Origin of the sequence: Natronomonas sp. EA1, from assembly GCF_051195035.1 — an archaeon.
Lineage (GTDB): Archaea > Halobacteriota > Halobacteria > Halobacteriales > Haloarculaceae > JBNTJV01.
Map to the genome: position 1 here is coordinate 336,970 of NZ_JBNTJV010000003.1, position 23,685 is coordinate 360,654.

Annotated in this window: 24 protein-coding genes; 12 read left to right on the plus strand and 12 right to left on the minus strand. The window is 67.9% G+C overall.

Annotated features, from left to right (window positions below):
* Nucleotides 1–14 precede the first annotated feature (14 nt).
* The 3 genes from ACQUQR_RS11320 to ACQUQR_RS11330 are packed head-to-tail and all read left to right on the plus strand — an operon-like array spanning nucleotide 15 to nucleotide 1,643.
* The gene (locus ACQUQR_RS11320) at nucleotides 15–413 is read left to right on the plus strand and encodes a PaaI family thioesterase (protein ID WP_435196586.1); all 399 of its coding nucleotides are present in this window, start codon (nucleotides 15–17) and stop codon (nucleotides 411–413) included.
* On the plus strand, nucleotides 403–810 hold the full coding sequence (locus ACQUQR_RS11325; protein WP_435196587.1) for a methylated-DNA--[protein]-cysteine S-methyltransferase: 408 nt from the start codon (nucleotides 403–405) through the stop codon (nucleotides 808–810). Before ACQUQR_RS11320 ends, ACQUQR_RS11325 begins: the two co-directional genes overlap by 11 nt.
* Nucleotides 807–1,643 carry an amidohydrolase family protein gene (locus tag ACQUQR_RS11330; RefSeq protein WP_435196588.1) on the plus strand — a complete coding sequence of 279 codons (837 nt, stop codon included), beginning with the start codon at nucleotides 807–809 and terminating at the stop codon, nucleotides 1,641–1,643. Before ACQUQR_RS11325 ends, ACQUQR_RS11330 begins: the two co-directional genes overlap by 4 nt.
* Nucleotides 1,644–1,658: 15 nt before the next feature.
* Here ACQUQR_RS11330 and ACQUQR_RS11335 read toward each other — a convergent pair whose 3' ends face one another.
* Entirely contained in the window at nucleotides 1,659–2,798 is a 1,140-nt protein-coding gene (locus tag ACQUQR_RS11335; RefSeq protein WP_435196589.1) for a phenylacetate--CoA ligase family protein, read from the minus strand.
* A gap of 78 nt (nucleotides 2,799–2,876) precedes the next feature.
* Here ACQUQR_RS11335 and ACQUQR_RS11340 point away from each other — a divergent pair, with 78 nt between their 5' ends.
* Nucleotides 2,877–4,172, plus strand: coding sequence for an MFS transporter (locus tag ACQUQR_RS11340; protein ID WP_435196590.1), 1,296 nt, complete (start codon nucleotides 2,877–2,879; stop codon nucleotides 4,170–4,172).
* Here the strand turns inward: ACQUQR_RS11340 and ACQUQR_RS11345 are convergent.
* Both ACQUQR_RS11345 and ACQUQR_RS11350 read right to left on the minus strand, forming a co-directional pair.
* Nucleotides 4,158–4,775, minus strand: a complete 618-nt coding sequence (locus tag ACQUQR_RS11345) for a uracil-DNA glycosylase (protein ID WP_435196591.1) — start codon at nucleotides 4,773–4,775, stop codon at nucleotides 4,158–4,160. The two genes, ACQUQR_RS11340 and ACQUQR_RS11345, sit on opposite strands and share 15 nt — an antisense overlap.
* Entirely contained in the window at nucleotides 4,772–4,999 is a 228-nt protein-coding gene (locus ACQUQR_RS11350; protein WP_435196592.1) for a hypothetical protein, read from the minus strand. Before ACQUQR_RS11350 ends, ACQUQR_RS11345 begins: the two co-directional genes overlap by 4 nt.
* 105 nt (nucleotides 5,000–5,104) lie before the next feature.
* On the opposite strand from ACQUQR_RS11350, the gene ACQUQR_RS11355 reads away from it, so the two are divergent.
* The 3 genes from ACQUQR_RS11355 to ACQUQR_RS11365 all read left to right on the plus strand — a co-directional run bounded on the left by ACQUQR_RS11355 (nucleotide 5,105) and on the right by ACQUQR_RS11365 (nucleotide 10,591).
* The gene (locus ACQUQR_RS11355; RefSeq protein ID WP_435196593.1) at nucleotides 5,105–5,338 is read left to right on the plus strand and encodes a hypothetical protein; all 234 of its coding nucleotides are present in this window, start codon (nucleotides 5,105–5,107) and stop codon (nucleotides 5,336–5,338) included.
* Nucleotides 5,339–5,408: 70 nt separating this feature from the next.
* Nucleotides 5,409–8,585, plus strand: a complete 3,177-nt coding sequence (gene ileS / locus ACQUQR_RS11360) for an isoleucine--tRNA ligase (RefSeq protein ID WP_435196594.1) — start codon at nucleotides 5,409–5,411, stop codon at nucleotides 8,583–8,585.
* Between the two features lie 26 nt (nucleotides 8,586–8,611).
* Complete coding sequence (locus ACQUQR_RS11365; RefSeq protein WP_435196595.1) at nucleotides 8,612–10,591, plus strand: hypothetical protein; 1,980 nt, start codon at nucleotides 8,612–8,614, stop codon at nucleotides 10,589–10,591.
* On the opposite strand, the gene prs is transcribed toward ACQUQR_RS11365, so the two are convergent.
* Both prs and ACQUQR_RS11375 read right to left on the minus strand, forming a co-directional pair.
* Nucleotides 10,557–11,396 carry a ribose-phosphate diphosphokinase gene (prs, locus tag ACQUQR_RS11370; RefSeq protein WP_435196596.1) on the minus strand — a complete coding sequence of 280 codons (840 nt, stop codon included), beginning with the start codon at nucleotides 11,394–11,396 and terminating at the stop codon, nucleotides 10,557–10,559. The genes ACQUQR_RS11365 and prs overlap by 35 nt on opposite strands.
* Nucleotides 11,397–11,474: 78 nt before the next feature.
* A complete protein-coding gene (locus ACQUQR_RS11375) occupies nucleotides 11,475–12,251 on the minus strand; it encodes an HVO_0234 family beta-propeller protein (RefSeq protein WP_435196597.1) in 777 nt (258 codons plus the stop codon).
* A 97-nt stretch (nucleotides 12,252–12,348) separates the two neighbouring features.
* On the opposite strand from ACQUQR_RS11375, the gene glmM reads away from it, so the two are divergent.
* Nucleotides 12,349–13,713 carry a phosphoglucosamine mutase gene (gene glmM, locus ACQUQR_RS11380; protein WP_435196598.1) on the plus strand — a complete coding sequence of 455 codons (1,365 nt, stop codon included), beginning with the start codon at nucleotides 12,349–12,351 and terminating at the stop codon, nucleotides 13,711–13,713.
* On the opposite strand, the gene ACQUQR_RS11385 is transcribed toward glmM, so the two are convergent.
* Genes ACQUQR_RS11385 through ACQUQR_RS11395 form a run of 3 tightly spaced genes read right to left on the minus strand, consistent with a single transcriptional unit; the run spans nucleotide 13,710 to nucleotide 16,200 of the window.
* Nucleotides 13,710–14,795, minus strand: a complete 1,086-nt coding sequence (locus ACQUQR_RS11385; protein ID WP_435196599.1) for a DUF7118 family protein — start codon at nucleotides 14,793–14,795, stop codon at nucleotides 13,710–13,712. The two genes, glmM and ACQUQR_RS11385, sit on opposite strands and share 4 nt — an antisense overlap.
* Nucleotides 14,795–15,145, minus strand: coding sequence for a phosphoribosyl-AMP cyclohydrolase (gene hisI / locus ACQUQR_RS11390; protein ID WP_435196600.1), 351 nt, complete (start codon nucleotides 15,143–15,145; stop codon nucleotides 14,795–14,797). Before hisI ends, ACQUQR_RS11385 begins: the two co-directional genes overlap by 1 nt.
* 53 nt (nucleotides 15,146–15,198) lie before the next feature.
* The gene (locus ACQUQR_RS11395) at nucleotides 15,199–16,200 is read right to left on the minus strand and encodes a prepilin peptidase (protein WP_435196601.1); all 1,002 of its coding nucleotides are present in this window, start codon (nucleotides 16,198–16,200) and stop codon (nucleotides 15,199–15,201) included.
* Nucleotides 16,201–16,270: 70 nt separating this feature from the next.
* Here ACQUQR_RS11395 and ACQUQR_RS11400 point away from each other — a divergent pair, with 70 nt between their 5' ends.
* Complete coding sequence (locus tag ACQUQR_RS11400) at nucleotides 16,271–16,816, plus strand: cysteine hydrolase family protein (protein WP_435196603.1); 546 nt, start codon at nucleotides 16,271–16,273, stop codon at nucleotides 16,814–16,816.
* Nucleotides 16,817–17,312: 496 nt separating this feature from the next.
* Here ACQUQR_RS11400 and ACQUQR_RS11405 read toward each other — a convergent pair whose 3' ends face one another.
* A complete protein-coding gene (locus ACQUQR_RS11405; RefSeq protein WP_435196604.1) occupies nucleotides 17,313–18,323 on the minus strand; it encodes a hypothetical protein in 1,011 nt (336 codons plus the stop codon).
* Between the two features lie 435 nt (nucleotides 18,324–18,758).
* Nucleotides 18,759–19,127, minus strand: a complete 369-nt coding sequence (locus ACQUQR_RS11410) for a DUF7718 family protein (RefSeq protein WP_435196605.1) — start codon at nucleotides 19,125–19,127, stop codon at nucleotides 18,759–18,761.
* Nucleotides 19,128–19,428: 301 nt separating this feature from the next.
* Here ACQUQR_RS11410 and ACQUQR_RS11415 point away from each other — a divergent pair, with 301 nt between their 5' ends.
* On the plus strand, nucleotides 19,429–19,689 hold the full coding sequence (locus ACQUQR_RS11415; RefSeq protein WP_435196606.1) for a transcriptional regulator: 261 nt from the start codon (nucleotides 19,429–19,431) through the stop codon (nucleotides 19,687–19,689).
* 160 nt (nucleotides 19,690–19,849) lie between these two features.
* Here the strand turns inward: ACQUQR_RS11415 and fer are convergent, their stop codons facing one another.
* Nucleotides 19,850–20,239, minus strand: coding sequence for a ferredoxin Fer (fer, locus tag ACQUQR_RS11420; RefSeq protein ID WP_435196607.1), 390 nt, complete (start codon nucleotides 20,237–20,239; stop codon nucleotides 19,850–19,852).
* A gap of 77 nt (nucleotides 20,240–20,316) precedes the next feature.
* Nucleotides 20,317–21,444, minus strand: a complete 1,128-nt coding sequence (locus tag ACQUQR_RS11425; protein WP_435196608.1) for an anion permease — start codon at nucleotides 21,442–21,444, stop codon at nucleotides 20,317–20,319.
* A 93-nt stretch (nucleotides 21,445–21,537) separates the two neighbouring features.
* On the opposite strand from ACQUQR_RS11425, the gene hisA reads away from it, so the two are divergent.
* Together hisA and ACQUQR_RS11435 are read left to right on the plus strand one after the other, a co-directional pair.
* The gene (hisA, locus tag ACQUQR_RS11430) at nucleotides 21,538–22,251 is read left to right on the plus strand and encodes a 1-(5-phosphoribosyl)-5-[(5-phosphoribosylamino)methylideneamino]imidazole-4-carboxamide isomerase (protein WP_435196609.1); all 714 of its coding nucleotides are present in this window, start codon (nucleotides 21,538–21,540) and stop codon (nucleotides 22,249–22,251) included.
* A 90-nt stretch (nucleotides 22,252–22,341) separates the two neighbouring features.
* Nucleotides 22,342–23,682 carry a tryptophanase gene (locus ACQUQR_RS11435; RefSeq protein ID WP_435196610.1) on the plus strand — a complete coding sequence of 447 codons (1,341 nt, stop codon included), beginning with the start codon at nucleotides 22,342–22,344 and terminating at the stop codon, nucleotides 23,680–23,682.
* Nucleotides 23,683–23,685: the final 3 nt, after the last annotated feature.

Here is a 23,685-nt window from a genome sequence, read left to right on the forward strand (position 1 = left end):
ATCTTTCCCGAGTTATGGACCACACCGCCGCCGCGCGCGAACTGTACGACGACCTCCCCTTCCACCGGGAAAACGACATCGAGGTGCTGGAGGCCACGAGCGAGGGGGCCCGCACGCGCTGGCCCTTTCAGGAATCGCTCGTCGGCAACCCCGAGGTGCCCGCCATCCACGGCGGCGTGCTCTCCGCGCTCGCGGACCTCACCGGCGCGGCCCCGTTCTGTGGGGCGCTCGGTCGCTACACGCCGACCATCGACCTGCGGGTGGACTACCTCACCCACGCGGGCGAGGCCGACCTCGAAGGAGAGGCCACCGTCGTCCGCCGGGGGAACACCGTCGGCGTCGCCGACGTGCAGGTCACGTCCGACGGCCGGACCGTCGCCACGGCAAAGGGGGTGTACAAGCTTGACCGCTGAGAAACTGCACCGCTTCACCGTCCTCGGCGAGCGCGTCGACATCGACACGGACGCCATCGACGCCACGCCCGAGGAGATACAGGCCCAGTTGGACGAGTACACACGAGGAGAACGGACGACCTTCGACCTTCCCATCGAGTACCCCGACACGTTCACGGGGCGCGTGATGCGCGCCATGTCGGCGATTCCGTACGGGGAGACACGAACGTACGGCGAACTCGCGGCCGAACTGGACACCGCGGCCGTCGCCGTCGGCGGTGGCTGCGGTCGCAACACCGTCCCGATTATCGTGCCCTGCCACCGCGTCGTCGCCGCGGACGGGAGCCTCCGGGGCTACTCCGGCCACGGCGGCCTCGACCAGAAACGCGACCTACTCCAGCACGAGGGAGCGAAATGAGCTTCGCACCCGCCATCGACTGCCACGTCCACCTGATGCCCGACCGCCTGATGCGCGCCATCCGGAGGGCGCTCAACGACGCGGCCGGGTGGGAGTTCCCCCACTCGACCGCGCGGGAGGACATCGAGGCGACCCTCACCGACGCGGGCGTCGAACGCTACATCGCGCTGCCGTACGCCCACAAGCCGGATATCGCCGCGGAGTTGAACGACTGGGTGCTTGCGAAAGCCGAAGAGAGCGAGATGTGCGTCCCGTTCGCGACGGTCCACGGCGAGGACGACGTGGCCGAGGTCGTCACCCGCGCGTTCGAGCGCGGCGCACGCGGCCTGAAGTTCCAGTGTCCCGTGCAGGGCTGTGGTCCCGCAGACCCACGGCTCGACCCCGCCTTCGAGCTCGCGAGCGAGTACGACCGCCCCATCCTCTTTCACGCCGGCACCGCGCCGATGTTCGAGGACTCGCCGCACGTGGGCGTCGACCAGTTCGAGTCGTTCCTCCAGTCGTATCCCGACGTACGAGCCGCCTGCGCCCACATGGGCACCTTCGAGGAGGACGCGTTCATCGCGCTCTTAGACGAGTACGACAACGCCTACCTCGACACCTGCTTCTCGATGAGCAGCGCCGCACCGCGATACATGGATTTCGACCCGGATTCCATCGCAACCGAGGTGTTCGAGGAACACGCCGACCGCATCATGTACGGCTCGGACTACCCGAACATCCCCCACGACTACGCCGCGGAGCGCGAGCACCTCCTCTCGCGGACGCTCTCGGAAGGGGCACAGCGCGCGATTTTTAAAGGGACGGCGGAGCGGTTCCTCGGCGAGCGTTCCTGAGTCGTACCGCTCGACTCAGTACCGCTCGTCCACGATTCCCGGTTCCTCGAGCGACTCGACGATGGTGAGCGCGTCCGGGGCGATGAGCAGCCGTTCCTTCACCGCGGTAGCGAGCGCGTTCTCATCAGCTTCGCCCTCCACCGTCAGCGCGAGGTGGTCCGTCGACCCCGGTCGGGTGACCTCGATGCGGTACTCGCCCGTGAGTCCGGGGAAGCCCGCGAGCACGGTGCCCAGACTCTCGGGGTACACCTTCACGCCCTTCACCTTCAAGCGCTCGTCCGTCCGACCGACGACGCCGTTCGGGAGGACGACCCGGCCGTCGCGGACCTCCAACTCGGCGAGGTCGCCCGTCCGGTAGCGCACGAGCGGGCAGGCCTCCTTCCGGAGGTGGGTCAAGACGAGTTCACCGCGTTCCCCCGCGGGGAGCCGCTCGCCCGTGTCCGGGTCGATGACCTCGACGAGCGCGTAGTCGTCGCGGACGACGAGGCCGTCTTCGGCCGTGGTCTCCGCCGCGACCGGGAGGATCTGTCGGGAGCCGAAGTAGTCCACGGCGGTGTCGGCGTCGAGCGCCTCCTTCACCGCCTCGCGCTGGCCTGGAATCGAGGTGAACGGCTCGCCCGCGCCGACGAAGACGTCGACGGAGGCACCGGCCTCCCCGACCTTCTTCGCGAAGGAGGGGTTGCCGACGACCGCCCGGACGTCGTATCGCTCGACCGTCGCGGCCGCCCCCTCGCTGTCGCCCGGGCCCGCGGGGATGACCTGTGCCCCCAGCGCCTCCAGCCCGCGGTGGACGATGATCCCCGTCCCGAACGTGTGGTAGCCGAAAGTGTTGAGCACCCGGTCGCCCGGTTCGATCCCCGCCTCCCGGAAGACGGCGGCGTTGGCCTCGGCCTGCCACCGCAGGTCGTCGTCGGTGTCGAAGACGGGGGCGAGGTCCTCACCCATCGGGGTAAACGAGAGCATCACGGCCTCGTCGTGACACGACCCCGTGGGGGCGTGGGTCTCGTAGTCGGCCTCCAGTTCCGCGGCCGTGAGATACGGCAGGTCGTGGAAGTCCGCCCACGTCTCCACCGCGGGGAGGTCGGCGTAGAGGTCGTACTGTCGGACCCGGTCGAGCTGACTGGTGAGCCGGTCGAGTACCTCGTCGTCGTACATGCTACGAGACGCGATACCAAGGAGCATAAATCCGTGGCCACCCCCACAGCTATACGGCCGCCCGCGGAGGGAGGAGATATGCCACGCGTCAGCATGCAGCGGCGGCGGCTCCTCCTCTGGAGCCTGCTGGCCATCGCCTTCCTCGTCCTGAACTTCCACCGGACGGCGACGGGGGTGCTCGCGGACACGCTCGCCCGCGCGTTCGACGCGACGGGGAGCGAACTCGGCTTCCTCCACGCCTCCTTCTTCTACATCTACGCGGCGCTCCAGCTCCCCGCCGGGCTCATCGTCGACCGGTACGGCCCCCGGCGGGTCGTCGCGACCGGACTCGCCGTGATGACCCTCGGCGTCGGCTGGTTCGTCACCACGGAGACGTTCACCGCCGCGCTCCTCGCCCGCGGGGTCATCGGCCTCGGGGGAAGCGTCTTCTACATCGCCACGCTGCGCTTCTGTGCCAGCTGGTTCCGCCCGGACGAGTACGCGACGATGACCGGGCTCACCATCGCCGCGGCGGGCATCGGGGGGGTCCTCGCGACGACCCCGCTCGCGCTCGCGCTCGATGCGGTGGGCTGGCAGGCCGCCCTGCTCGCGACGGGGGCCGTCACGGGCGTCCTCGCCGTCGCCGTCGCCGGGCTCGTGCGCGACACGCCCCGGCGTGCGGGCTACGAGGGCGCGGGGGGCGACGAACAGGAGACTGCCGACCTCACACAGGTGCTCTCGAACACCCGCACCGTCCTCCGTGAGCCGGAGACGTGGCTGCTCGGCGCCCTGCTGTTTTTCACCCTCGGGACGAACTTCACCGTCCTCGGGCTGTGGGGGGTCCCCTTCATCGTGGATACGTACGAGGTGTCCGTCGCCCAGGCCTCGCTGTACGTCCTGCTCGGGAACATCGGCTTCGTCCTCGGCTCGCCGGCGTTCGGCGCGCTCTCCGATCGGCTGAGCCGGCGGACGAGCCTCATCGTCGGCGGCACCGTGCTGTTTACGGCCGCCTACACCACCCTGCTCGTCGTCCCCCCGCTCCCCGTCGTCGGCCTCGTCCTCTTCCTCGCGCTGTTCGCCAACGGGGCCGTCGCGCTCTCCTTCACCGTCGCGAAGGAGCGCCACGCCCCCGACGTGGCGGGGACGGTCACGGGCGTCATCAACAGTCTCGGCTACTTCGGCGCGGCCGTCCTCCCCGCCGCGATGGGCGTCGTCCTCGACACCTACTGGACGGGCGAGGTGATCAACGGCGCCCGGGTGTACACCGTCCTCGGCTATCGCGTCGCCTTCGGCATCGCCGCGCTGGCCGGGGTGTGCGCGTTCGTCTGTGCGCTCCTGCTCCACGGGCGCGAGACCGGCGTGACGGTCCGGAGCGTCCTCTCACCCGCGGATTGACTCGGCGATGGCCGCGAGATACGACTCCCGGGTGTGGTCGAGCCGGGCCATCCAGAGCTCCTGGTAGGCCGGGTGGAGGAGGGGGATGACAGGCGCGCCGAGGTCCAGGTCGTAGCGCGTGAGGACGGTATCGAGGAAGCCGTCGAGCTCTCGCCCGGCCGCGTCGAACAGCGACTGCGTGGCGTGTTTGCCGGTGGGGAGGATGGCTGTTGGTTCGACCTGTTCGATTTCTCGAAGGAGATACGGCCGGCAGTTCGCGGACTCTTCGGGAGTCGGCTCGCGGTTCGACCCCTCGCCATCGGGTGGGAAGCATTTCACCGAATTCGTGTAGTAGCAGTCCTCCGCGTACCCGAGATCAGCGATGAGGGTCCGGATCTTCTTCCCCGACACCTGGTTCGTGTAGGCCATTCCCGTGAGGTTCCCGCCTCTCCATTGGTCGGCTTCGGGGTCACCAGCGGCGGGGGCCTCCCCCACCACGACGAGGCTCGCGTCCAGCGGGCCGACGCCCCAGGAGATGCAGGTGCGGGCCTCGGCGAGCGCGGGACAGCGCCGGCAGTCGGCGGCGAGGGGGTTTCGCTCGTCGGGGTCGGGAAACGCGCTCACTCCGTCAGCGGGAGGACGACGCCGAAGAGCAGTGGCGTCAGGAAGAACAGCAGGACGCCGACGACCTCCATCTCGAAGAAGAGCGTGACCTCCCAGTCGGGAAGCGTCCCGAACAGCGCCGCGCCCACGGTCTCGCCGAGCGCGCCGACGAGGAACAGCGCCACGCCCAGCAGGAATCCGCGTTTCGTCACCGTCGGATAGTCGATGTTGCCGTACCGGCCCATACACGCCCGAAACACGACGGGGAACGTCAACGTTTCGAGAGCGAGCGATAGACAGTCACACCCGAACACGAAAGCCCCTTATCGGTGGCTGGCAGATGAGGAGGCATGCAACGACTGCTCGAAACGGGGGCCGAACTGTTCACGGTGCTCGTCGAACTGCTCGCAACCATCGCGCTCGCCGGCATCGGCCTCAGCGCGGAACGGGTCGGCGCGGCGGCCCTCGCCACCGACACGGCGATGGCGCTGTGGTTCACCTACATCGGCCTCGTCGCGCTCGCGGGTGCCCTGCTCGTCACCCAGAACCGCCTCGCACCCCGGGTTCGCGCCGCGCTCGCGTAACTGCGGTATCGCCGGGCGTCGGGCCTGCAAGACCGATTCGTCTTTTAGGCAGGAAAGAGAGCCTTCGGGCATGGAACGATTCGAGGAGGTCGCCGACCAGTACGACCCCGACCCGCTCGAGGAGCGCGTGTTCGAGTACTGGGACGAGGTGGACGCCTACGAGAAGACGAAACGCCACCGCGAGGACGGTGAGGACTTCTTTTTCGTCGACGGCCCGCCGTACACCTCCGGGGCCGCCCACATGGGGACGACGTGGAACAAGTCGCTGAAGGACGCCTACATCCGCTATCTGCGGATGACGGGCCACAACGTCACCGACCGCCCCGGCTACGACATGCACGGGCTCCCCATCGAGACGAAAGTCGAGGAGGAGCTCGGCTTCGAGAACAAGAAGGACATCGAGGCGTTCGGGATGGAGAACTTCATCGAGGAGTGCAAGGCCTTCGCCGACGAGCAACTGGAGGGCCTGCAGGACGATTTCAAGTCCTTCGGCGTCTGGATGGACTGGGAGAACCCGTACAAGACGGTCTCCCCCGAGTACATGGAGGCCGCGTGGTGGGGCTTCGCGCAGGCCCACGAGCGCGGACTCGTCGAACAGGGGAAACGCTCCATCTCGCAGTGCCCCCGGTGTGAGACCGCCATCGCGAAGAACGAGGTCGAGTACCACCAGGTCGAGGACCCCTCCATCTACGTGAAGTTCCCCCTGAAGGGGAGAGAGGGCAGCCTCGTCATCTGGACGACCACGCCGTGGACGATCCCCGCGAACACCTTCGTCGCCGTCGACGAGGACGTGACCTACAACGCGGTTCGCGCGGAGAAGGATGGTCAGAGCGAGGTGCTGTATCTCGCCGAGGGCGTCGTCGAGGAGGTGCTGAAGAAGGGCCGCTACGACGACTACGAGGTCGTCGAGGAGCTCACAGGCGAGGAGCTGCTCGGCTGGGAGTACGACCACCCGCTCGCCGACGCGGTCGACACCTATCCCGACTTCGAGGGCGCCGGCGAGGTCTACCACGCCGACTACGTCGAGGTCGACCGCACGGGGCTCGTCCACTCCGCGCCCGGCCACGGGCAGGAGGACTTCGAGCGCGGCTTCGAACTCGGGCTCGAGATCTTCTGTCCCGTCGAGAGCGACGGCGTGTTCGACGAGCGCGCCGGGAAATATGCAGGAACGTTCGTCCGCGACGCGAACGAGGACATCATCGCCGATTTAGAGAAGCGCGGCCACCTGCTCGCCTCCGAGCGCTACGTCCACGACTACGGCCAGTGCTGGCGGTGTGACACGGACATCATCTTCCTCGCCACCGACCAGTGGTTCATCACGGTCACGGACATCAAAGACGAGCTCCTCGAGAACATCGACGACAGCGAGTGGTATCCGCAGGAGGCGCGGGACAACCGGTTCAAGAACTTCGTCGAGGATTCGCCGGACTGGAACGTCTCCCGGCAGCGCTACTGGGGCGTTCCCATCCCCATCTGGACGCCGGAGGACTGGAGTGGAGAGATGGACGAGGTCATCGTCGTCGCCACGCGCGAGGAGCTGGCCGAGCGCGTCGACCAGGACGTCGACCCCGCCGACGTGGACCTCCACCGGCCCACCGTCGACGAGCTGACCATCACCGAGGACGGGACCACCTACACCCGCGTCCCGGACGTGTTCGACGTCTGGCTCGACTCCTCCGTGGCGTCGTGGGGCACCCTCGATTACCCCTCCAACGAGGAGGATTTCGAGAACCTCTGGCCCGCGGACCTCATCATGGAGGCGCACGACCAGACCCGCGGCTGGTTCTGGTCCCAGCTCGGGATGGGCACCGCCGCGCTCGGCGAGATCCCCTACGAGAACGTCCTCATGCACGGCTGGGCGCTTGCAGAAGATGGCCGCAAGATGTCCAAATCCATCGGGAACATCGTCGCACCGCAGGAAGCCATCGAGAAGCACGGCTCCGACGCGATGCGGCTGTTCCTGCTCTCGCAGAATCCCCAAGGAGATGACATGCGCTTCTCGTGGGACGAGATGGCGAAGATGCAGCGGAACCTCAACATCCTCTGGAACGTGTTCCGCTTCCCCCTTCCCTACATGCGGATGGACGGCTTCTCGCCCGAGGACGTCGCGTTAGAGGACTGCGAACTCGAAAGCATCGACCGCTGGCTGCTCTCCCGGCTCCAGACCGTCAAAGAGGAGATGGCGGCGGCGTGGGAGGGCTACCGACAGGACGAGGCGCTCGATGCCCTCCTCGATTTCGTCGTCGAGGACCTCTCGCGCTTTTACATCCAGGTCGTCCGCGAACGGATGTGGGAGGAGTCCGACTCCGACTCGAAGACCGCCGCGTACGCGACGTTCCACCACACGCTCCGCGAGACGGTGGCGCTCGTCGCCCCGTTCGCGCCGTTCATCTCCGAGCGGATCTACGGGACGCTCACCGGCGAGTCGGGCCACCCGACCGTCCACATGGAGGACATCCCGGCGTTCGAGGAGGCGTGGTACGAGCCCGAGCTCGAGGCGGACATGCAGGTCGTGCGCGCCGTGGAAGAGGCGGGGGCGAACGCCCGCCAGCAGGCCGAGCGCAAACTCCGCTGGCCCGTCACGCGCGTCGTCGTCGCGGCGGACGACCAGCAGTCGGCCGACGCCGTCGACCGCCAGCGTGCGCTCCTCCGCGAACGGCTCAACGCGCGGGAGATCGAACTCGTCGAACCCGGCCAGCAGTGGGGCGAACTCTCCTACACCGCCCGCGCCGACATGTCCGTCCTCGGTCCCGCCTTCGGCGGGGACGCGGGCGAGGTGATGAACGCACTCAACGCCGTCTCCGTCTCGGAGAAATCCTTGGAGACGCTGGAGGCGGCCGTCGCCGACGAACTCGGCCGCGAGGTCGACCTCGACCCGGAGATGGTGGAGTTCGTCACCGAGACCCCCGAGGGGGTGTCGGGCACCCCGTTCCGCGTCGCCGGCGACGACAAGGGCGTCGTCTACGTCGACACGGCGCTCACCGAGGAGATCGAAAGCGAGGGCTACGCCCGCGAGGTCATCCGCCGCGTCCAGGAGATGCGCAAGGAGCTCGACCTCGAGCTGGACGCCGAGGCCGTCCTCAGCGTGGACATCGCCGACGAGCGGGTCGCCGACCTCGTCCGCGAACACGAGAGCCTCATCACCGAGGAGACCCGCACCGAGTTCGGTGACGCCGACGACGGGCTCGAGAAGGAGTGGGCGGTCGAGGGCGTCTCGATGACCATCGCACTCGCGCGCAAGGACTAATCCACCGCCACCCGTTTCGGGTGGTAGTGAACCGAGCGGTCCCCCTCCTGCTCACCCTCCTCGTGCTCACCGCGCCAGCGGCCGCCATCCCCATCGCGGACACGGCAGACACGGCGGAGACGGCGACGCTCGAACGCACGCTCACCGTTTCTCTCACCCCGGAGACGCCCGGCGAGATAGCGGTCGAGGCCCGCATCCAGCTCCCCAGCGGCGTCCAGGAGTTCACCCTCCGACTCCCCGGCGAGGCGACGGTGACGGCGACGGACGGCTTCGAACGCCGGACCGCCCAGCGGTACGCGTGGACGGGCAGGAGTCGGACGCCGACGCTCACCTACACCCTGCCCGCGAACCGCACCAGTTCGGGCGAGCGGTCGGGGGCGCGGGGGGGAGGCTATCGGTACGTCGACACGGGCGACTGGGCCATCGTTCCCGTTCCCCGTGTGGGTATTGCCTACTCGGGGACGGGCGACGAGCCGACACTCGACAGCCGCGTCGTCGTCACTGGCGAGGGTGTCGTCGGCGAGGACCTCGTGTTCCTCGGGGCACACACCGTCCGGAACCGGACCGCGTCGGGCCAGACGCTCCGGCTCGTCGTCCCCGACGCGGCCGACCTCGCCGAATCCCCGAGCGACATCCTCGACGCCATCGAGCGCGCCGCAGCCCTCGACATCGGCCCGCGCGACGACCGGGTGACGGTCATCGCCGCCCCCACCTCGGTCGCCTGGGGCTCCACCGGGCTCCAGCGCGGTGACGCGGACTTCTGGGCGGTCGCGGACCGCCGGCTCGACGCCCCCAACAACGTCTGGGTCCACGAGTACGTCCACACCCGCCAGACCTACCGCGCCGACGACTCCGCGCGGTGGGTGACGGAGGCGACCGCGGACTACTACGCCGCGCTGCTCACCTACCGCGCGGGCGAGATCGACTACGAGCAGTTCCGCAGGCACCTCGAGTTGGGACAGCGAGCGCGCTACGAGAACGTCGTGCTCGCCGAGCCGTCGACGTGGGGGACGATACTCGCCCCCTACGACAAGGGTGCGCTCGTCGTGGGGGCACTCGACTACCGACTCCGCCAGCGCGGCAGCAGCTACGACGCCCTCCTTCGACGGTACAACGGCCGGAACGTGACGAACGCCGACCTCGTCGACGCGGCAGGGGGCCTCGGCGGGGATGACCTCGCCGCCTTCCTCCGCGAGCACACGACGACGAGCGCGACGCCGGAGACGTGGACACGGGAGGCGCACCTCGCGGCGTTCGGGTCGAATCCGGAGTTCGCCTACGCCTTCCAGCCCCCCTACGAGCGGGCGGGGCCGTACCGAAACGACACCGGGACGACGGCCGTGACGGGCGAGACGCTCACCCTCGCGGTTCGGGTGGAGAACACGGGGACGGAAGCCGGGCAGTTCCGGGCGGTCCTCCGGCGTGACGGGACCCGCGTGGCGAACGAGACGGGGCTCCTCGAAGCCGGGGCGGCCCGGACGCTCACCTTCCCGCAGACGTTCGGGAGCGCGGGCGAGTACGGCTTCTCGGTCGGGAAGGCGACGGAGACCGTCGACGTGCGGTTCCCCGCGAGCCCGCGCGTCGTCGCGGTCGAGGCCCCTGCCCGCGTCGCGCCCGACGAGTCGTTCGTCGTCCGGACGACCGTCGCGGCCCCCGACCGGCCCGCCGACGGGAGCGTCCCCGTCTCGGTGGACGGCACGCCCGTCGCCGACCACCGGGTGCAGCTCGACGCGGGTGCCACGAGAGAGATCGAGACGCGCCTGCGGCTCACGGAGCCGGGAAAACACGAGATAACGGCACGGGAGGAGACGGTGACGGTGGTCGTCCGGTCGAGAGCGACCGGGACCCCGACAGCTGGTGACGAGGCCGAGACGGGTACACCCGGAACCCAACCGGCGACACCAACTGCGGGCGACGGAGGCGGCCTCGGCGTCCTCGCCGCGGTGAGTGCGCTGGCCGCGCTCGCGGCGGCTACAGGCGCTCGGCGATGGCGGGCGCGGCGCTGACCGAGCTCACCGGCCGTTCGAGCGTGTCGGTGCCGTAGACGGCGGTCACGCCCGCGGTGGCGAGTCGGGTCCGCGCGTTCTTCGCCAGCATCGGATGGACGCAGGTGACGAACACCTCGCGAGGGTCCGCGAGCTGGGAGATGGCCGAGGACATCGTCCCCCCCGTGGCGATGATGTCGTCGACGAGCACCACGTCGCGGCCCGCGGTCTCCGCGGCGGCGGGCGTCATCGACACCTCACCGGTGTCGTAGTTCCGCTCCTTCACGAAGTGGTCCGTCTCCCCGCCTCCGTACGAATCGCGGACGGTCTCCGCGAGCGCCGTCGCCCCCTCGTCGGGCGCGAGGAACAGCGGGTCGTCGAGCGACGGGAGGGGTTCGGCGAGCATCGGCGCGGCGTCGACGGCCCCGCAGGGGACGGTGAAGAAGTCACAGACCCCCGGCTCGTGGGGGTTCACCGTGAGCACGCGGTCGGTCCCCGTCGAGACCGCGCGGGCGACCGCACGGGCCGAGACCGGCTCGCCGTCGCGGAACGCCTGGTCCTGCCGGGCGTAGCCCATGTAGGGGATGACGGTGACGACCTCCGCGAAGTGGCGGTCGGCCACCTCCTGCAGCTGGAGCAGTTCGACGTGTGCGCGCGCCGAGTCGGTGGCGGCGACGACGACGGCACGCTCGCCGCTCACGTCCGGGGCGCGGGCGAGGAGTTCGCCGTCGGCGAAGGACTCGTACTCCACCGACGCGAGCGGCTCGTCCAGTTCGGTCGCGAGCGCGGCCGCGAGCGACTGGGACGCAGAGCCGGGGATAATCATACTCGCCCATCCCTGCGGCACAGATACAAACGTTTCTCCTCGCCCCGCGTGTGCGAAGCGGGCGCGAGGGGGCGCGTCTCAGACGAGCGGGGAGAGCGCCCGCACGTCGGGCAGGCCGAGCAGCCGGTCGCGGAAGCCGTCGCCCGCGTCCGCGAGGAACGTCCCCGACTCGGTGACGGCGTAGACGGCGTCCCCGTAGCCCACGTCGACGATGCCCGCGGGCGCCTCGACCTCGCGCCACTCGCCGTCGGCCCGCTCGTAGAGCGTCTCCGCGGTGGCCGCGTGGACCCGGTCGCCCGCGGTGGCGACGGCCGTGAACTCACCTTCCAGCGCGTCCATCCAGCCGTTGCCGAGCCAGTAGAGCCCGTCGTCGGTCGCGGCCCAGATCTCCTCGCCGACCGCGATATCGTTCACCGCCGAGAGCCCGACGTGGGTGCCGTCGAGACGAAACACACCCCCCTTCGCGGCGACGAGGTCGCCGTCGATGGCGCGCACGTCGTCGATCTCCGCGAGCGTGGTCCAGTCCCCCTCCTCCCGCGTCGCGACGCGGCCATCGCCCGCGGCGACGAGCCCTTCCTCCCCGTAGGAGACCGCGCTCGCGGGGCCGAACCCCGTCTCCACGAAGCCGTCTTCACCGGCGAGGAGCACGTCCTCGGGGGTGGCGATCGCCACACGGCCGGTAGCGGTGACATCGACACACGGCCCCCGGTACTCGAGGCCGAACTCCCCGACGAGGTCGGCCGAGACGGTGACGCGGGCCAGTCCCGCGCCAGTGGCGACGAACACGTCCGTCGCGTCCTGTTTCGCCGCGTAGACGCGCTTCTCCTCCAGTGAGATGTCCTTCTCCGCGCTCATATCGGGAACGAGAGCGCGGCCCGAAAAGGCGTTTTCATCACCGCGGCGACGGGTTCCGGGTCGCAATTCCTAACTTCGGCCCCGTCGGAACTCGGCTATGAAGGTCTTCGGGTCGAGCGGGGTCCGCGGCGTCGCCAACGAGGAGCTGACGCCCGGGTTCGTCCAGCGCATCGCGCTCGCGGCCGGGTCGGTCTGGGGTTCCGATACCGTGGCCGTCGCGCGCGACACGCGGGCGACCGGGCGGATGCTCGCGGACGCGGCCGCGAGCGGCCTCGCCAGCGTCGGCAAGGACGTCCACCGTATCGGCATCGTCCCCACGCCGGGCGCACAGGCGTACGCCGAGCGCGCAGGCGTCCCCGTGGTGATGATCACGGCGAGTCACAATCCGCCGGAGTACAACGGCGTGAAGCTCATCGGCGCGGACGGCATCGAGCTCACCCGGAACAGCCTCGAACGCGTCGAAGAGCGCCTGCTCGCCGAGCGGTTCGACACCGTTCCCTGGAATGAGACGGGCGAGAGCCGCCGGGTGGAGAACGCCCGCCGCGCGTACGTCGCGGAGGCGCTCGACGCCGTCGACAGGGAGACGATCGCCGCCGCCGACCTCACCGTCGCGCTCGACCCCGGCCACGGGGCGGGCTGTCTCACGAGCCCCGAGTTCTTCCGCGAGCTCGGCTGTGCGGTGGTCACCGTCAACGCCCAGCCGGACGGCCACTTCCCCGGCCGCGACCCCGAACCCGTCGCCGCCAACCTCGGCGACCTCGGCGACCTCGTCCGCGCGTCGGACGCCGACGTGGGTATCGCCCACGACGGCGACGCCGACCGCGCCATCTTCTACGACGAGACCGGGAGCTATCTCGAGGGGGACGCCACCTTCGCCGCGCTCGCCGCGGCCGAGCTGACGGAGAGCGATATCACCGTCTCCGCGGTGAACGTCTCCCAGCGGCTCGTCGACGTGACCGAGGCGACGGGCGCGACGCTCGAGCTCACCCCCATCGGGAGCACGAACATCATCACCCGGATCCGCGAGCTGGAGGCCGAGGGAGCCACCGTCCCCATCGCCGGCGAGGGGAACGGCGGGGTGCTGTTCCCCCGGTATCGACTGGCGCGCGACGGGGCGTTCACCGCGGCGAAGTTCCTCGAGCTCCTCGCCGAGAAGCCGGCGAGCGAGGTCGTCGCCCCCTACGACGGCTACGCGAACGTCCGCGAGAACATCCACTACGAGACCGACGCCGAACGCGACGCGATGCTCGCCGCAGCCGAGGAGTACGCCCAGTCGGCCGACGCCACGCCGACGACCATCGACGGCTACCGCCTCGACTACGGTGACGCGTGGGTGCTCGCCCGGCCCTCCGGCACCGAGCCCGTGATCCGAGTGTACGCCGAGGCGCGGGAAGAGACGCGGGCGACGGAGCTGGCCGTCGGGGCCACCGAGGCCATCCGCGCCGGAAAGAAGAACGCCTAGGGCCCCGGGCAGTCCGCGAGCGCCGACCCCAGTTCCGTCAACTCCGCTTCGAGGGCCTCCGTGTCGTCCGCGACCGTCGCGTCCTCGTCGAACTCCTCGCGAGCGACGGCGCTCTCTCTGAGGTGGTCGTAGTCGGGGTCGCGGGCGAGCGCGCGAACCCGCCGCAGGGCCGCGAGCGTCTCCTCGTCGGCGAACGCGCGCACGACGGACTCCACCTCCTCCGTGAAGTAGCGGAGCTCACCCGCCGTCATCGGGGGCCAGCCCACCGTGAACGGCTCGCCCGAGAGGCGGTCGAGATACGTCCGGTTCGTCGCCACGGCCCCCCGGAGCTCGCCGGGGTCGTCCACGTAGTGCGAGAGCTTCGAGGTGGAGTAGTCGGCGAACTCCAACAGTTTCGGGATGGGTTCTTCCCCCACGTCCTGCACCCGGACGAACGAGAGCAGCCGGTCGGGCGGGGCCTCGATGTCGAGTAAGGGGAACGAGGCGGCCCGCTCGACGAGTCCTAGCACCTCGCGGGCGGGCGCGTCGTGTTTGTATTCCTGAAACGCGCCGGTGACGGCCTCGTCGTAGGCCTGGATGGGGTCGCGCAGGCGCTCGACGGGGGCGTCGAAGTCGATGGCGTCGAGTCGCCGTTTGCGTTCGAGGGTCGATTCGAGCTCCGACCGGCGGGCCTCGGCCCGGCCCCGGGCCTTCCGGTAGCGTTCGCGCGCCTCCGCGAGGTCCTCGCGCAGCTCCGCGCGCTCCCGGGCAGGGGCGAGCGCCTCGCGCGCCTGCTCGAAGTCGCTCTCGGAGAGCACACTGGAGACCCCCGTCGTCAGGTGTTCGTCCGCGGCCTCGAACGCCTCGCGCTCGGTGACGGCGTCGGGGAGGTCGGCGTAGACCTTCCCGAGCGCCTCGCGGAAGCGGACGTACCCCTCGAAGTCGTCCCAGTCGGTGGCGCGCTCCTCGTACTGGTCGAGGGTGCGTTCGACCCGCTCGTAGGCGTCGGCGAGCGTGTCGATGTGCTCGGTCTCGTCGGCCCGCTCGCGCAGCCGCTCGTACTCCGCGGCGGCCTCCCGGAGCTCCGTCGCGACCTCCGTCATCAGTAGACGTCGTCGGGGTCGAACGCCTTCTCACCCACCACCTCGCCGTCGATGGTGCGATAGAAACAGGACTCGTAGCCCGTGTGGCAGGCTCCGCCCGTCTGGTCGACGAGATACAGGAGGGCGTCGCGGTCGCAGTCCACGCGGATCTCTTCGATCGCCTGGGTGTGGCCGGAGGTGCCGCCCTTCTTCCACAGCTCCTCGCGCGAGCGGGAGTAGTAGTGCGCGTAGCCCGTTTCCTTCGTGCGCTCGACCGCCTCCTCGTTCACGTAGGCGAGCATGAGCACCTCCCCGCTGTCGGCGTCCTGCGCGACGGCGGGGATGAGGCCGTCGCTGAAATCGAGGTCCATGCCCCCACTCGGAGGGGGAGTCAAAAAGGGCTTTCCGCCGACGACTCGGGGACTCAGGCCAGCCCCAGGAGATAGACGAGGATATCGCCGAAGGTGAGCGCGGCGACGAGCCCGACGAACATCGGGACGACGAACGGGATACCCGGGGTCACCCACACCGTCTCCCTGGCGACGAGGGTCTCGAGCCCCTCACGGAGCGTCTCCGCGTCGGTGCCGTAGGCGTGTTCCACGTCGTCGAGGAACGCCTCTGCGCCCCACGGGTCGATACGGCGGACGGCGGGAATGGGGCCGCCGTCGGTGACCGGCGCGCCCGCGAGCACCCCGTCCCCGGGGTCGTTTCGCTCCTCGGGTGCGGGGATGGCGTCGCCGTCGCGGAACGCGTCGGGGCGCTCCCGGAGCGCGGTCAGGGTCGTGCCGCGCCACCGGAGGTACATCCGCAGCGCGTCGATGTCGAGCCCAGAGCGGGTGTAGCCCGTGCGGGTCTCCAGAATCCGGCCGTACGTCTCCGCCACCTCGGGGACGGAGACGGGCCGGGCGACGGCCATCGGGAGGGCGATTCGCCGGCGAAGGAGGTTCCGCGCCGCGAGCAACAGCGGGTAGGCGAGCCCCAGCACCACCGTGTTCGAGAGGATGGTGAGCGAGAGCACCCGGAGGGGGGCGGGGTGGAGGGGGAGCGTCCCCGCGGGCAGCAAGTACACCGGGTAGTCGGGAAACACCACCGCGAGGGTCATGATGGCCTTCGCGTCCGCGCCGCCGAACCCGCCCACGCGCCAGAAGACGTAGCCGAGCGGGGCGACCAGGAGAAGGGAGACCGCCACCGAGATGGCGAACAGCCGGGTCCGGAAGGCGTCGGCGTCCGCGAGCAGGGTCGTCTCCCACGCGAGGGCGATGACCCCGAGGAGGACGAGCGGGGGCCACGTCCAGTTCGGTACCCGTCTCGTCTTGATATCGCGGTAGGCGGCCCACCCGAAGACGGGGACGACGAGCAGTCGCAGCAGGTCCGGGGGCGGGCTCCCGAGGAGGGAGTCGACGACGGAGACGGCGAGTGCGGTCACACCCGGAGTCCGCCCGGCCCCCGATTAACGGTTTCGACGGGGCTTACTCGCTGGAGGTGAAAGGACGGGCATGACCACCGGTCTCGTCCTCATCGACGTGCAGACGGGGTTCGACGACCCCGCGTGGGGGACGCGCAACAACCCCGACGCGGAGGCAGCCATCGCCGCGCTCCTCGCGGGCTTCCGTGCCGCTGGGGCCCCCGTGTTTCACGTCCGGCACGCCTCGACGGAGGAAGGGTCACCCCTGCGGCCCGACGGGCCGGGCTTCGCGTTCAAGCCCGAGGGCGAGCCCGAAGCGGGAGAGCCGACCTTCGAGAAGTCGGTGAACAGCGGGTTCATCGGGACCGGACTGGAGGACGCCCTTCGGAACGCGGGCGTCGAGCGCGTCGTCGTCTGTGGGTTCACGACGGACCACTGCGTCTCCACGACGACCCGGATGGCCGAGAACCTCGGGTTCGAGGTCGCCATCGTCCGGGACGCGACGGCGACCTTCGGGAGAGAACTGGACGGGGAGGCAATCGACGCGGAGACCAATCATCGAGTCGCGCTGGCGCAGTTGCAGGGGGAGTTCGCCGAGGTGGTGACGGTGGCGGACGTGTTGGCCGGGTTCAGATAAGCGTACGAGCTGCACGGCCAACACCAGTACGAGACGGCGAGACGTACCAGCGGCTCCAGCGAGCCGTTCGGGGCGCGAGCTCCTCGCTCCTGATTCCGCAGCGAGTGTACGGGGAACTGGGTGGCGGCTCTGACACACAGGCGTGCCCATCAGCCCGGATTCGCTGGCAAGCGGGGCTCGACGAAATAGTAGAGGAGGAATGCCAGTTGTTTATACAGCTTATCAAGTGGTTTGTTGGCATGTAACACATAAATTGGCACCAATTAAAACGCTATAGATGTCTCTACTGGCCCAACCTTCGGCCCTGCGTTCAGGCTACTTCAATTGGGGTGACGCTATCGGCGAACCTCGAGAAAGGTGATGCTGATGTGGACGTCTCGTTTCGCGTAGGCCAGGGCGAACGCCAATAATGTGAAGAGGGCGAACACCCCGAACGCCACAAGCACGGCTGCCGAAGGTGGGATCGCTGTCAGAATCATCGGGCTATCTGCTGGTGTTACTCTGTCTGTTCGTCTTCGAGCTCGTCGAGGAGCTGCTCTGCTTCCATTTCGATCTCCTCGTCTAAGTCCAACTCTGCCTCGAGATCGTCGAGGGTATCCTCGACGTCTTCTGGCGCACTGGGAGTTGGGGCTTCATCTTGTGCCGGCTCGCTCTCGGTTTCTTCCCATGGTTCCCACCGCCGCAGGTTCTGAACGAGCTGACGATAATCGTCTGGAGTAGCTTCCTTGAACTCGTCTGGGAGCTTTGACCAGCCCTTCGCTCGGCTAACCCAGTATTCGGGGCCGCGGTTGTCCCAGTACTTTCGGGGGTACTCCTCCATAGGAGTCGGTTCGGGCAGGTTGGGGTCTCGACGAGGTTCTCGTCGCCCAATCGTTGCGTCTCCTTCGACCAGGGCTTCGCGGACGAGCTCCTTGATCGTGCCCAGGTCACTCATCGACACGTCGAGAGAGGAGCAGATCTGCCTGTACTCGTCGGTGAACGACACGATATCCCCAGCCACGTCTTCATGTTGGCGGTGGTGTTCGTCCACCACGACTGCAACGACCCCCAAAGTAACTCCTTCGAGCCCCTTCTGCTGGCCGAATCTGGAGAAATCGAGGGTTTCAACGACGCTAATAACCTTCTCCCGTTCGTGTTTCGCCAACGGGAGGTCTGAGCAGATGGCCTCCGCGATACGTGTCTTGTCCCACTCGCTCTGTCGGGTCGGGAGGTCGCCATCGGAGTGATGTCGCCCATCGTGTAGTCGCCGAAGACGCTCTGCGTCATCGTCGCCGTCTCCTTCGTCCCCAATGCGCGTAGCCATCGGACTGTCGTAGCCCGCACTGTACGCGTCTTCGTGCGGGCTTCCGCCCGGATCATCGGATGAGGCGTTGATACTGTCGTCGTGTCGGGTTCTTCCTGGTTGATTGAATGCCGACATATCGTGGTGCCTCCGCCGATGATCTTCCTCATTGCCTGTACCTGTCGGTAGGGCTGATTCATAGTCAGACTCGACGAGATCCTCCATGGAGATATCCTGCAATTCTTCTGGAATTGGTTCTAAGTTGCTTTCGTGCCCAGAATCGGGCTCATCATCTGATGTCATAGTTGTTACTCGAGTTTTCTGTCTGCGTGAACTGCCGCAGGGATACGCGCGAGATTGCTACACGCGTGGCTCGATGTCGAGCCAGCGTTTCCGAATGGGGTAAGAGCTCAGAATGAAAGAGTCGTCCCTCATCGGCGTTGCGCGCAGTAGAATACTGGGAACGCTGTAGCGTCCCTCCCTCCATTTACCTGTGTTGTAGCCAGGAATAGTTAAAGGAATACCGCCAGGTTCGGATTGCTCTGCTGAAGTATCAGGCACTCTCTGTTGGATTCAGGCCATCATACAGCTGTTCGATGTTTTCATTTCTCCGCTCGGACTGCTTCCATCCTGTGGTTTACAACGAGTTGGCAGTCTTCCTCAGACGTTCTTTCCGTCGTCTCGTGGTTCACCCCCGTGGTTGTCGTAATACTTGTCGGCGAACCGTTCAGCGTTCTCGGATAGATAGTTCTCGGCTTCGTGCCAACTCTCGATATCTATCCTGAAGTCCTTGATATCGGCACCCATCGCTCGGTAGTACCGATCAGCGTGAATATCGGGCTCGCCCTCGTGCGGAGAGTTGTCCACCTTACACACCTCGACGTCCGTCCCATCGGCGAGTCGGAAGAAGAGGATGACTGCGAACGATTCGACGTTGTTCTCGTCGGGATCGAGCCGCACCCCGATGATGTAGTTGATGCCCCTGCGTTCCGTTGCCGTGTACTGGTAGTAAAAGTCAGATTGCGCCATCGTAGTCACTTGTCATTGCTGTTGAATCAGAGACGTAGAATGTCCCCTCATTCTAACAGAGGGGTTCCTGCAACAAAAAACTTTCGATTTTTGGATATGTATGGTAGTGTTACCGTTGAGGTGGTGGTTTGCGTCTGATGTCTCAGAATACTGGCTTCTCGGAAGTTTTATACCGTTGTGGTTGATACACAACGGTAAGGAGGAAGTCAGAATGTCGAGCATAACTTCAGATAGCCGCACTAGCCCCGAGGAGCGCCGTGAACGACGAGCTGAGATGGCCAGGGCGCTAGCCCGCGGGGGTATGACGGGGGTGCATGTCATCTCCCTCGAGCAGGCTGACGAAGTCCTCACCCCACGCCGCAAGGAGATCATCGAAGTCCTCGGGCACGGGGAGTACGACTCCGTCCGGGGGCTCGCCCGCGAGCTGGGCCGGGACAAGGGGCAAGTGAGCCGCGATCTCGGGCTGCTCGCCGAGCACGGTATCGTGGCGTTCGACACGGATGGGCGCTCAAAGAGCCCGCGGCTCGCCCAGGAACACGTCGTGGTCGAGCCGATCGTCTGATCCACGCACGCGGTGAGTACAGAACCACCAGTCTCGGCAGTGTGTTGACGACCCAAAACGACCGCAGGGACCGATCGAGAAACGACTACCCAGTATCGGCTCGGCGAGAGTGATAATGAAAGGAGATTGCCGCGTCTAACGTTTCGCGAGTCAGCGAAACTTAGATGACGCGGTTCTGGAGGTAGTCCAGGTGCTTCGCGTTGTAGACGAGTTTGACCTCGTCGGCCGCGGGCGAGCCGATGCAGGTGAGACGGACGTTCTTGTCGTTGACCTCCTCGTCGGAGAGGATCTGCTGCATGTCCATCTCGATGTCGCCCTCTTTGACGATGGCGGCGCAGTTCGCACACGCACCGGCGCGGCAGCTGAAGGGCCAGTCGTAGCCCTGTGCCTCCGCGGCCTCGAGGATGTACTCGCCCTCGTTGACGTCGAGGGTACCGAAGTCCTCGGCGTCGAGTCCGGCGTCACCGGCCTTCTCGAAGAGATCGTCGTCGTCGAGGTCCCAGCCGTTGTCGCCTAGTACTTCGTAGTTGAGGTAGGTTACCGTGGGCATCAACAGACCGATTCTCCCCCCAGTATGTTAAATCTCGCCTTTTTGTGGGGCCTAAACCTCGTGTAAGACCGTTTACATTAGATGGCGAACGCGAAAACACCGTACGACGCGATGGCGGCGATGGAGGGGGTGAGGATCCACATGATCATCACGCGCCCGGTGGTCGTCGGGTTGAACAGGTCCGTGCTGACGACGTCCGCCGGCCCCTCCTCGCCGATGCGGGGGACGTCCGAGACGGACCGGGTCGCCTCCCCGTCGCCGTCCGTCGCGAGCGCGTCGACCGTGACCTCCGGGCCCTTTCCGGAGACGGCGGCGCTCGCGGCGTCGGAGAGCCGGGTCGTCCGCGTCGCCCGGCCCCAGCCGAGCCCGATGATGCACATCGTCGCCGAGACGGCGAGCGAGGCGGGAATCCCTATGTACGAGAGTCCGGTGATGAGCGAGGCGGAGACGACCTCGACGATGAGCGCCGCGAGCAGGGGGAGGTCGGTGAGGTCGTTGCCGACCGTATCGAGGGTGCGCCGGGCGATGGTGAACGCCCCGAGCGCGATGGCACCGCCGCCCAGAAGCACGCCCTGCTCGACCGTGAGGGGACCGGTACCGCCCGCGACGAGCGGGGCGACGGCGTTCGCGACGTTCGACGCGCCCGCGGAGAAGGCCATGTAACAGCCGATGACGACGACGAGCGCCTTCGAGACGAGTTCGCGCCGAGGGGTGCCGTCGAGCGCGAAGCCGGCGTCGAGATACGGGTAGAGATAGCGACCGACGACGGCACAGAGCCAGAACGCGATGATGGGGGCGACGAGCCACCAGACGACGATCCGGCCCATCACGCCCCATCGGAGGGTGCCGGTGGCGACGCCGAGGCCGGCGATAGCACCCACCGCGGTCATCGAGGTGGAGGCGGGGACGCCGAACAGATTGGAGATGAGCAGCGCGAAGCCGACGAAAAAGAGGATGACCACGCTCGCGACGAGGGTGAACTCCGCGGCGGGGACGATCTCGCCGCCCATCGTCCGGATGACGTTCCGGCCGACGGTCCAGCCCCCGAGGATGGCGAAGACGCTCATCAGCCCCGCGGCGGCGAGTTTCGAGAGCGTCCCGCTGCCGACGGCGGGGCCGAACGCCACGCCCGTCGAGGAACCGCCGATGTTGAAGCCGACGAAGACGGCGACTAACAGGCCGACGAGGAGGAGCAGACTCAACACATCCGGAGCGACGAACCGAGCGCGTATAAACGACACTGTCGATACCGAGGGAGTGTCGATGGGTTTACGCGCCGATATCCCCCACGCTCGAGTATGTTCGAACGATTCGTCGTCCCCGCCGTGGACATGCAGGACGGCCAGGTCGTCCAGCTCGTCGGCGGCGAGCGCGGCACCGGCAAGGAGTACGGCGAGCCCGTCGACGCGGCCCGCAAGTGGGTCGATGCGGGCGCGCGGACCCTCCATCTCGTCGACCTCGACGGGGCCTTCGAGGGGGAGCGCGTGAACCGCGAGGCCGTCGACGCCATCCTCGACGCGGTGGACGTGGACGTGCAGCTCGGTGGGGGGATCCGCACCGCTGCGGACGCCCTCGACATCTTAGACCAGGGCGTCGACCGGGTCATCCTCGGGACCGCGGCCGTCGAGAACCCCGAGATCGTCGCCGAAATCGCGGAAGAATACCCCGACGGCGTGATGGTGAGTCTCGATTCCAAAGGGGGAGAGGTCGTCGTCTCCGGGTGGACGGAGGGGACGGGCCTCGACGCCCCGGAGGCCGCCGTGCGCTACGAGGAGCTCGGGGCTGCCGCCATCCTCTTTACCGATGTGGACGTGGAGGGACAGCTCGAGGGCGTCCGCACGGCTCCCGTCGAACGGCTCGTCGAGGCCGTCGACATCCCCGTCGTCGCCTCCGGCGGGGTCGCGACGCTCGACGACGTGCGGGCGCTGCAGGAGACGGGCGCCGCGGCCGTCGTCGTCGGCACGGCACTCTACGAGGGCGCGTTCACCCTCGAAGAGGCGCTCGACATCTAGGCGCAGGGACGCACATCCGCGCGCAGGTCCGTACACTCGCGTACGGGGCTGTCGCGGGAGCTTTTTCGGGATTTCGCCCCTCTCTCGGGTATGCGATCGTACAAGGCGAAGATGGTCGAACCCATCCGCCTCCCCTCCCGTGAAACCCGCGCCCGGAACCTCGAGGCCGCGGGCTACAACGTCTTCAACCTCGCCTCGCGTGACGTGTACGTCGACCTCCTCACCGACTCGGGGACCGGAACGATGAGCGACGCGCAGTGGGCCGCCATGATCCGCGGCGACGAGGCGTACGCCGGCTCGCGCTCCTTCGAGCGGCTCCAGCAGTCGGTCGAGGACGTGATGGGTTTCTCGCGGGTGATTCCCACCCACCAGGGCCGCGGTGCGGAGAACGTCCTCTACGGCACCCTCCTCGAAGAAGGAGAGATCGCGCTCAACAACACCCACTTCGACACCACCCGCGCGCACGTCGCCCACCAGGGCGCGCAGGCCGTCGACTGCCCCGTCGACGCCCCGTGGGACGGCGACGCCGGCGACTTCGCCGGGAACTTCGACGTGGAGAAAGCCCGGGCCGTGGTCGAGGAGCACGGTCCCGACACGGTCCCCGTCGTCATCCTCACCATCACCAACAACTCCGCCGCGGGCCAGCCCGTGAGCATGCAGAACATCCGCGAGACGGCCGTCTTCGCCGACGAGATCGACGCCACGTTCGTCATCGACGCCTGCCGCTTCGCGGAGAACGCCCACTTCATCAAGTCGCGGGAACCCGAGTACGCGGACACCCCGCTCGCCGACATCGCCCGCGAGCAGTTCGAGCTGGCCGACGCCTGCACCATGAGCGGGAAGAAGGACGCGCTCGTCAACATCGGGGGGTTCGTCGGCGTGCGCGACCCCGACCTGTTCGCCGCGTGCAAACAGCGCGCCATCCTCTACGAGGGCTTTACCACCTACGGCGGCCTCGCCGGCCGCGATCTGGAGGCGATGGCCGTCGGCCTGCGCGAGGCCGTCGACCCCCCCTACGTCGCGGAGCGCGTCGAACAGGTCGCCACGCTCGGCGAGCTCCTCACCGACGCCGGCATCCCCATCGTCCGGCCCACGGGCGGCCACGCGGTCTACATCGACGCCGCGGCGCTTCTCCCCCACATCCCCTCCGAGGCGTTCCCCGGCCAGCGGCTCGTCGTGGAGCTGTACCGCGAAGGCGGGGTCCGAGCCGTGGAACTCGGCTCGTTCGCCTTCCCCGGCGCCGAGCATCCGGAGTTCGTCCGGCTCGCCATCCCCCGGCGAACGTACTGGCGTGAACACCTCGAACACGTCGCGGAAACCGCGGCCCGGGTGGCCGAGCAGGCCGACGAGTACGTGGGGCTCGAAATCGTGAGCGAACCGCCGATTCCGGAGCTCCGGCACTTCTCGGCGGAGCTTCGGCCCGTCGAGTAGCGT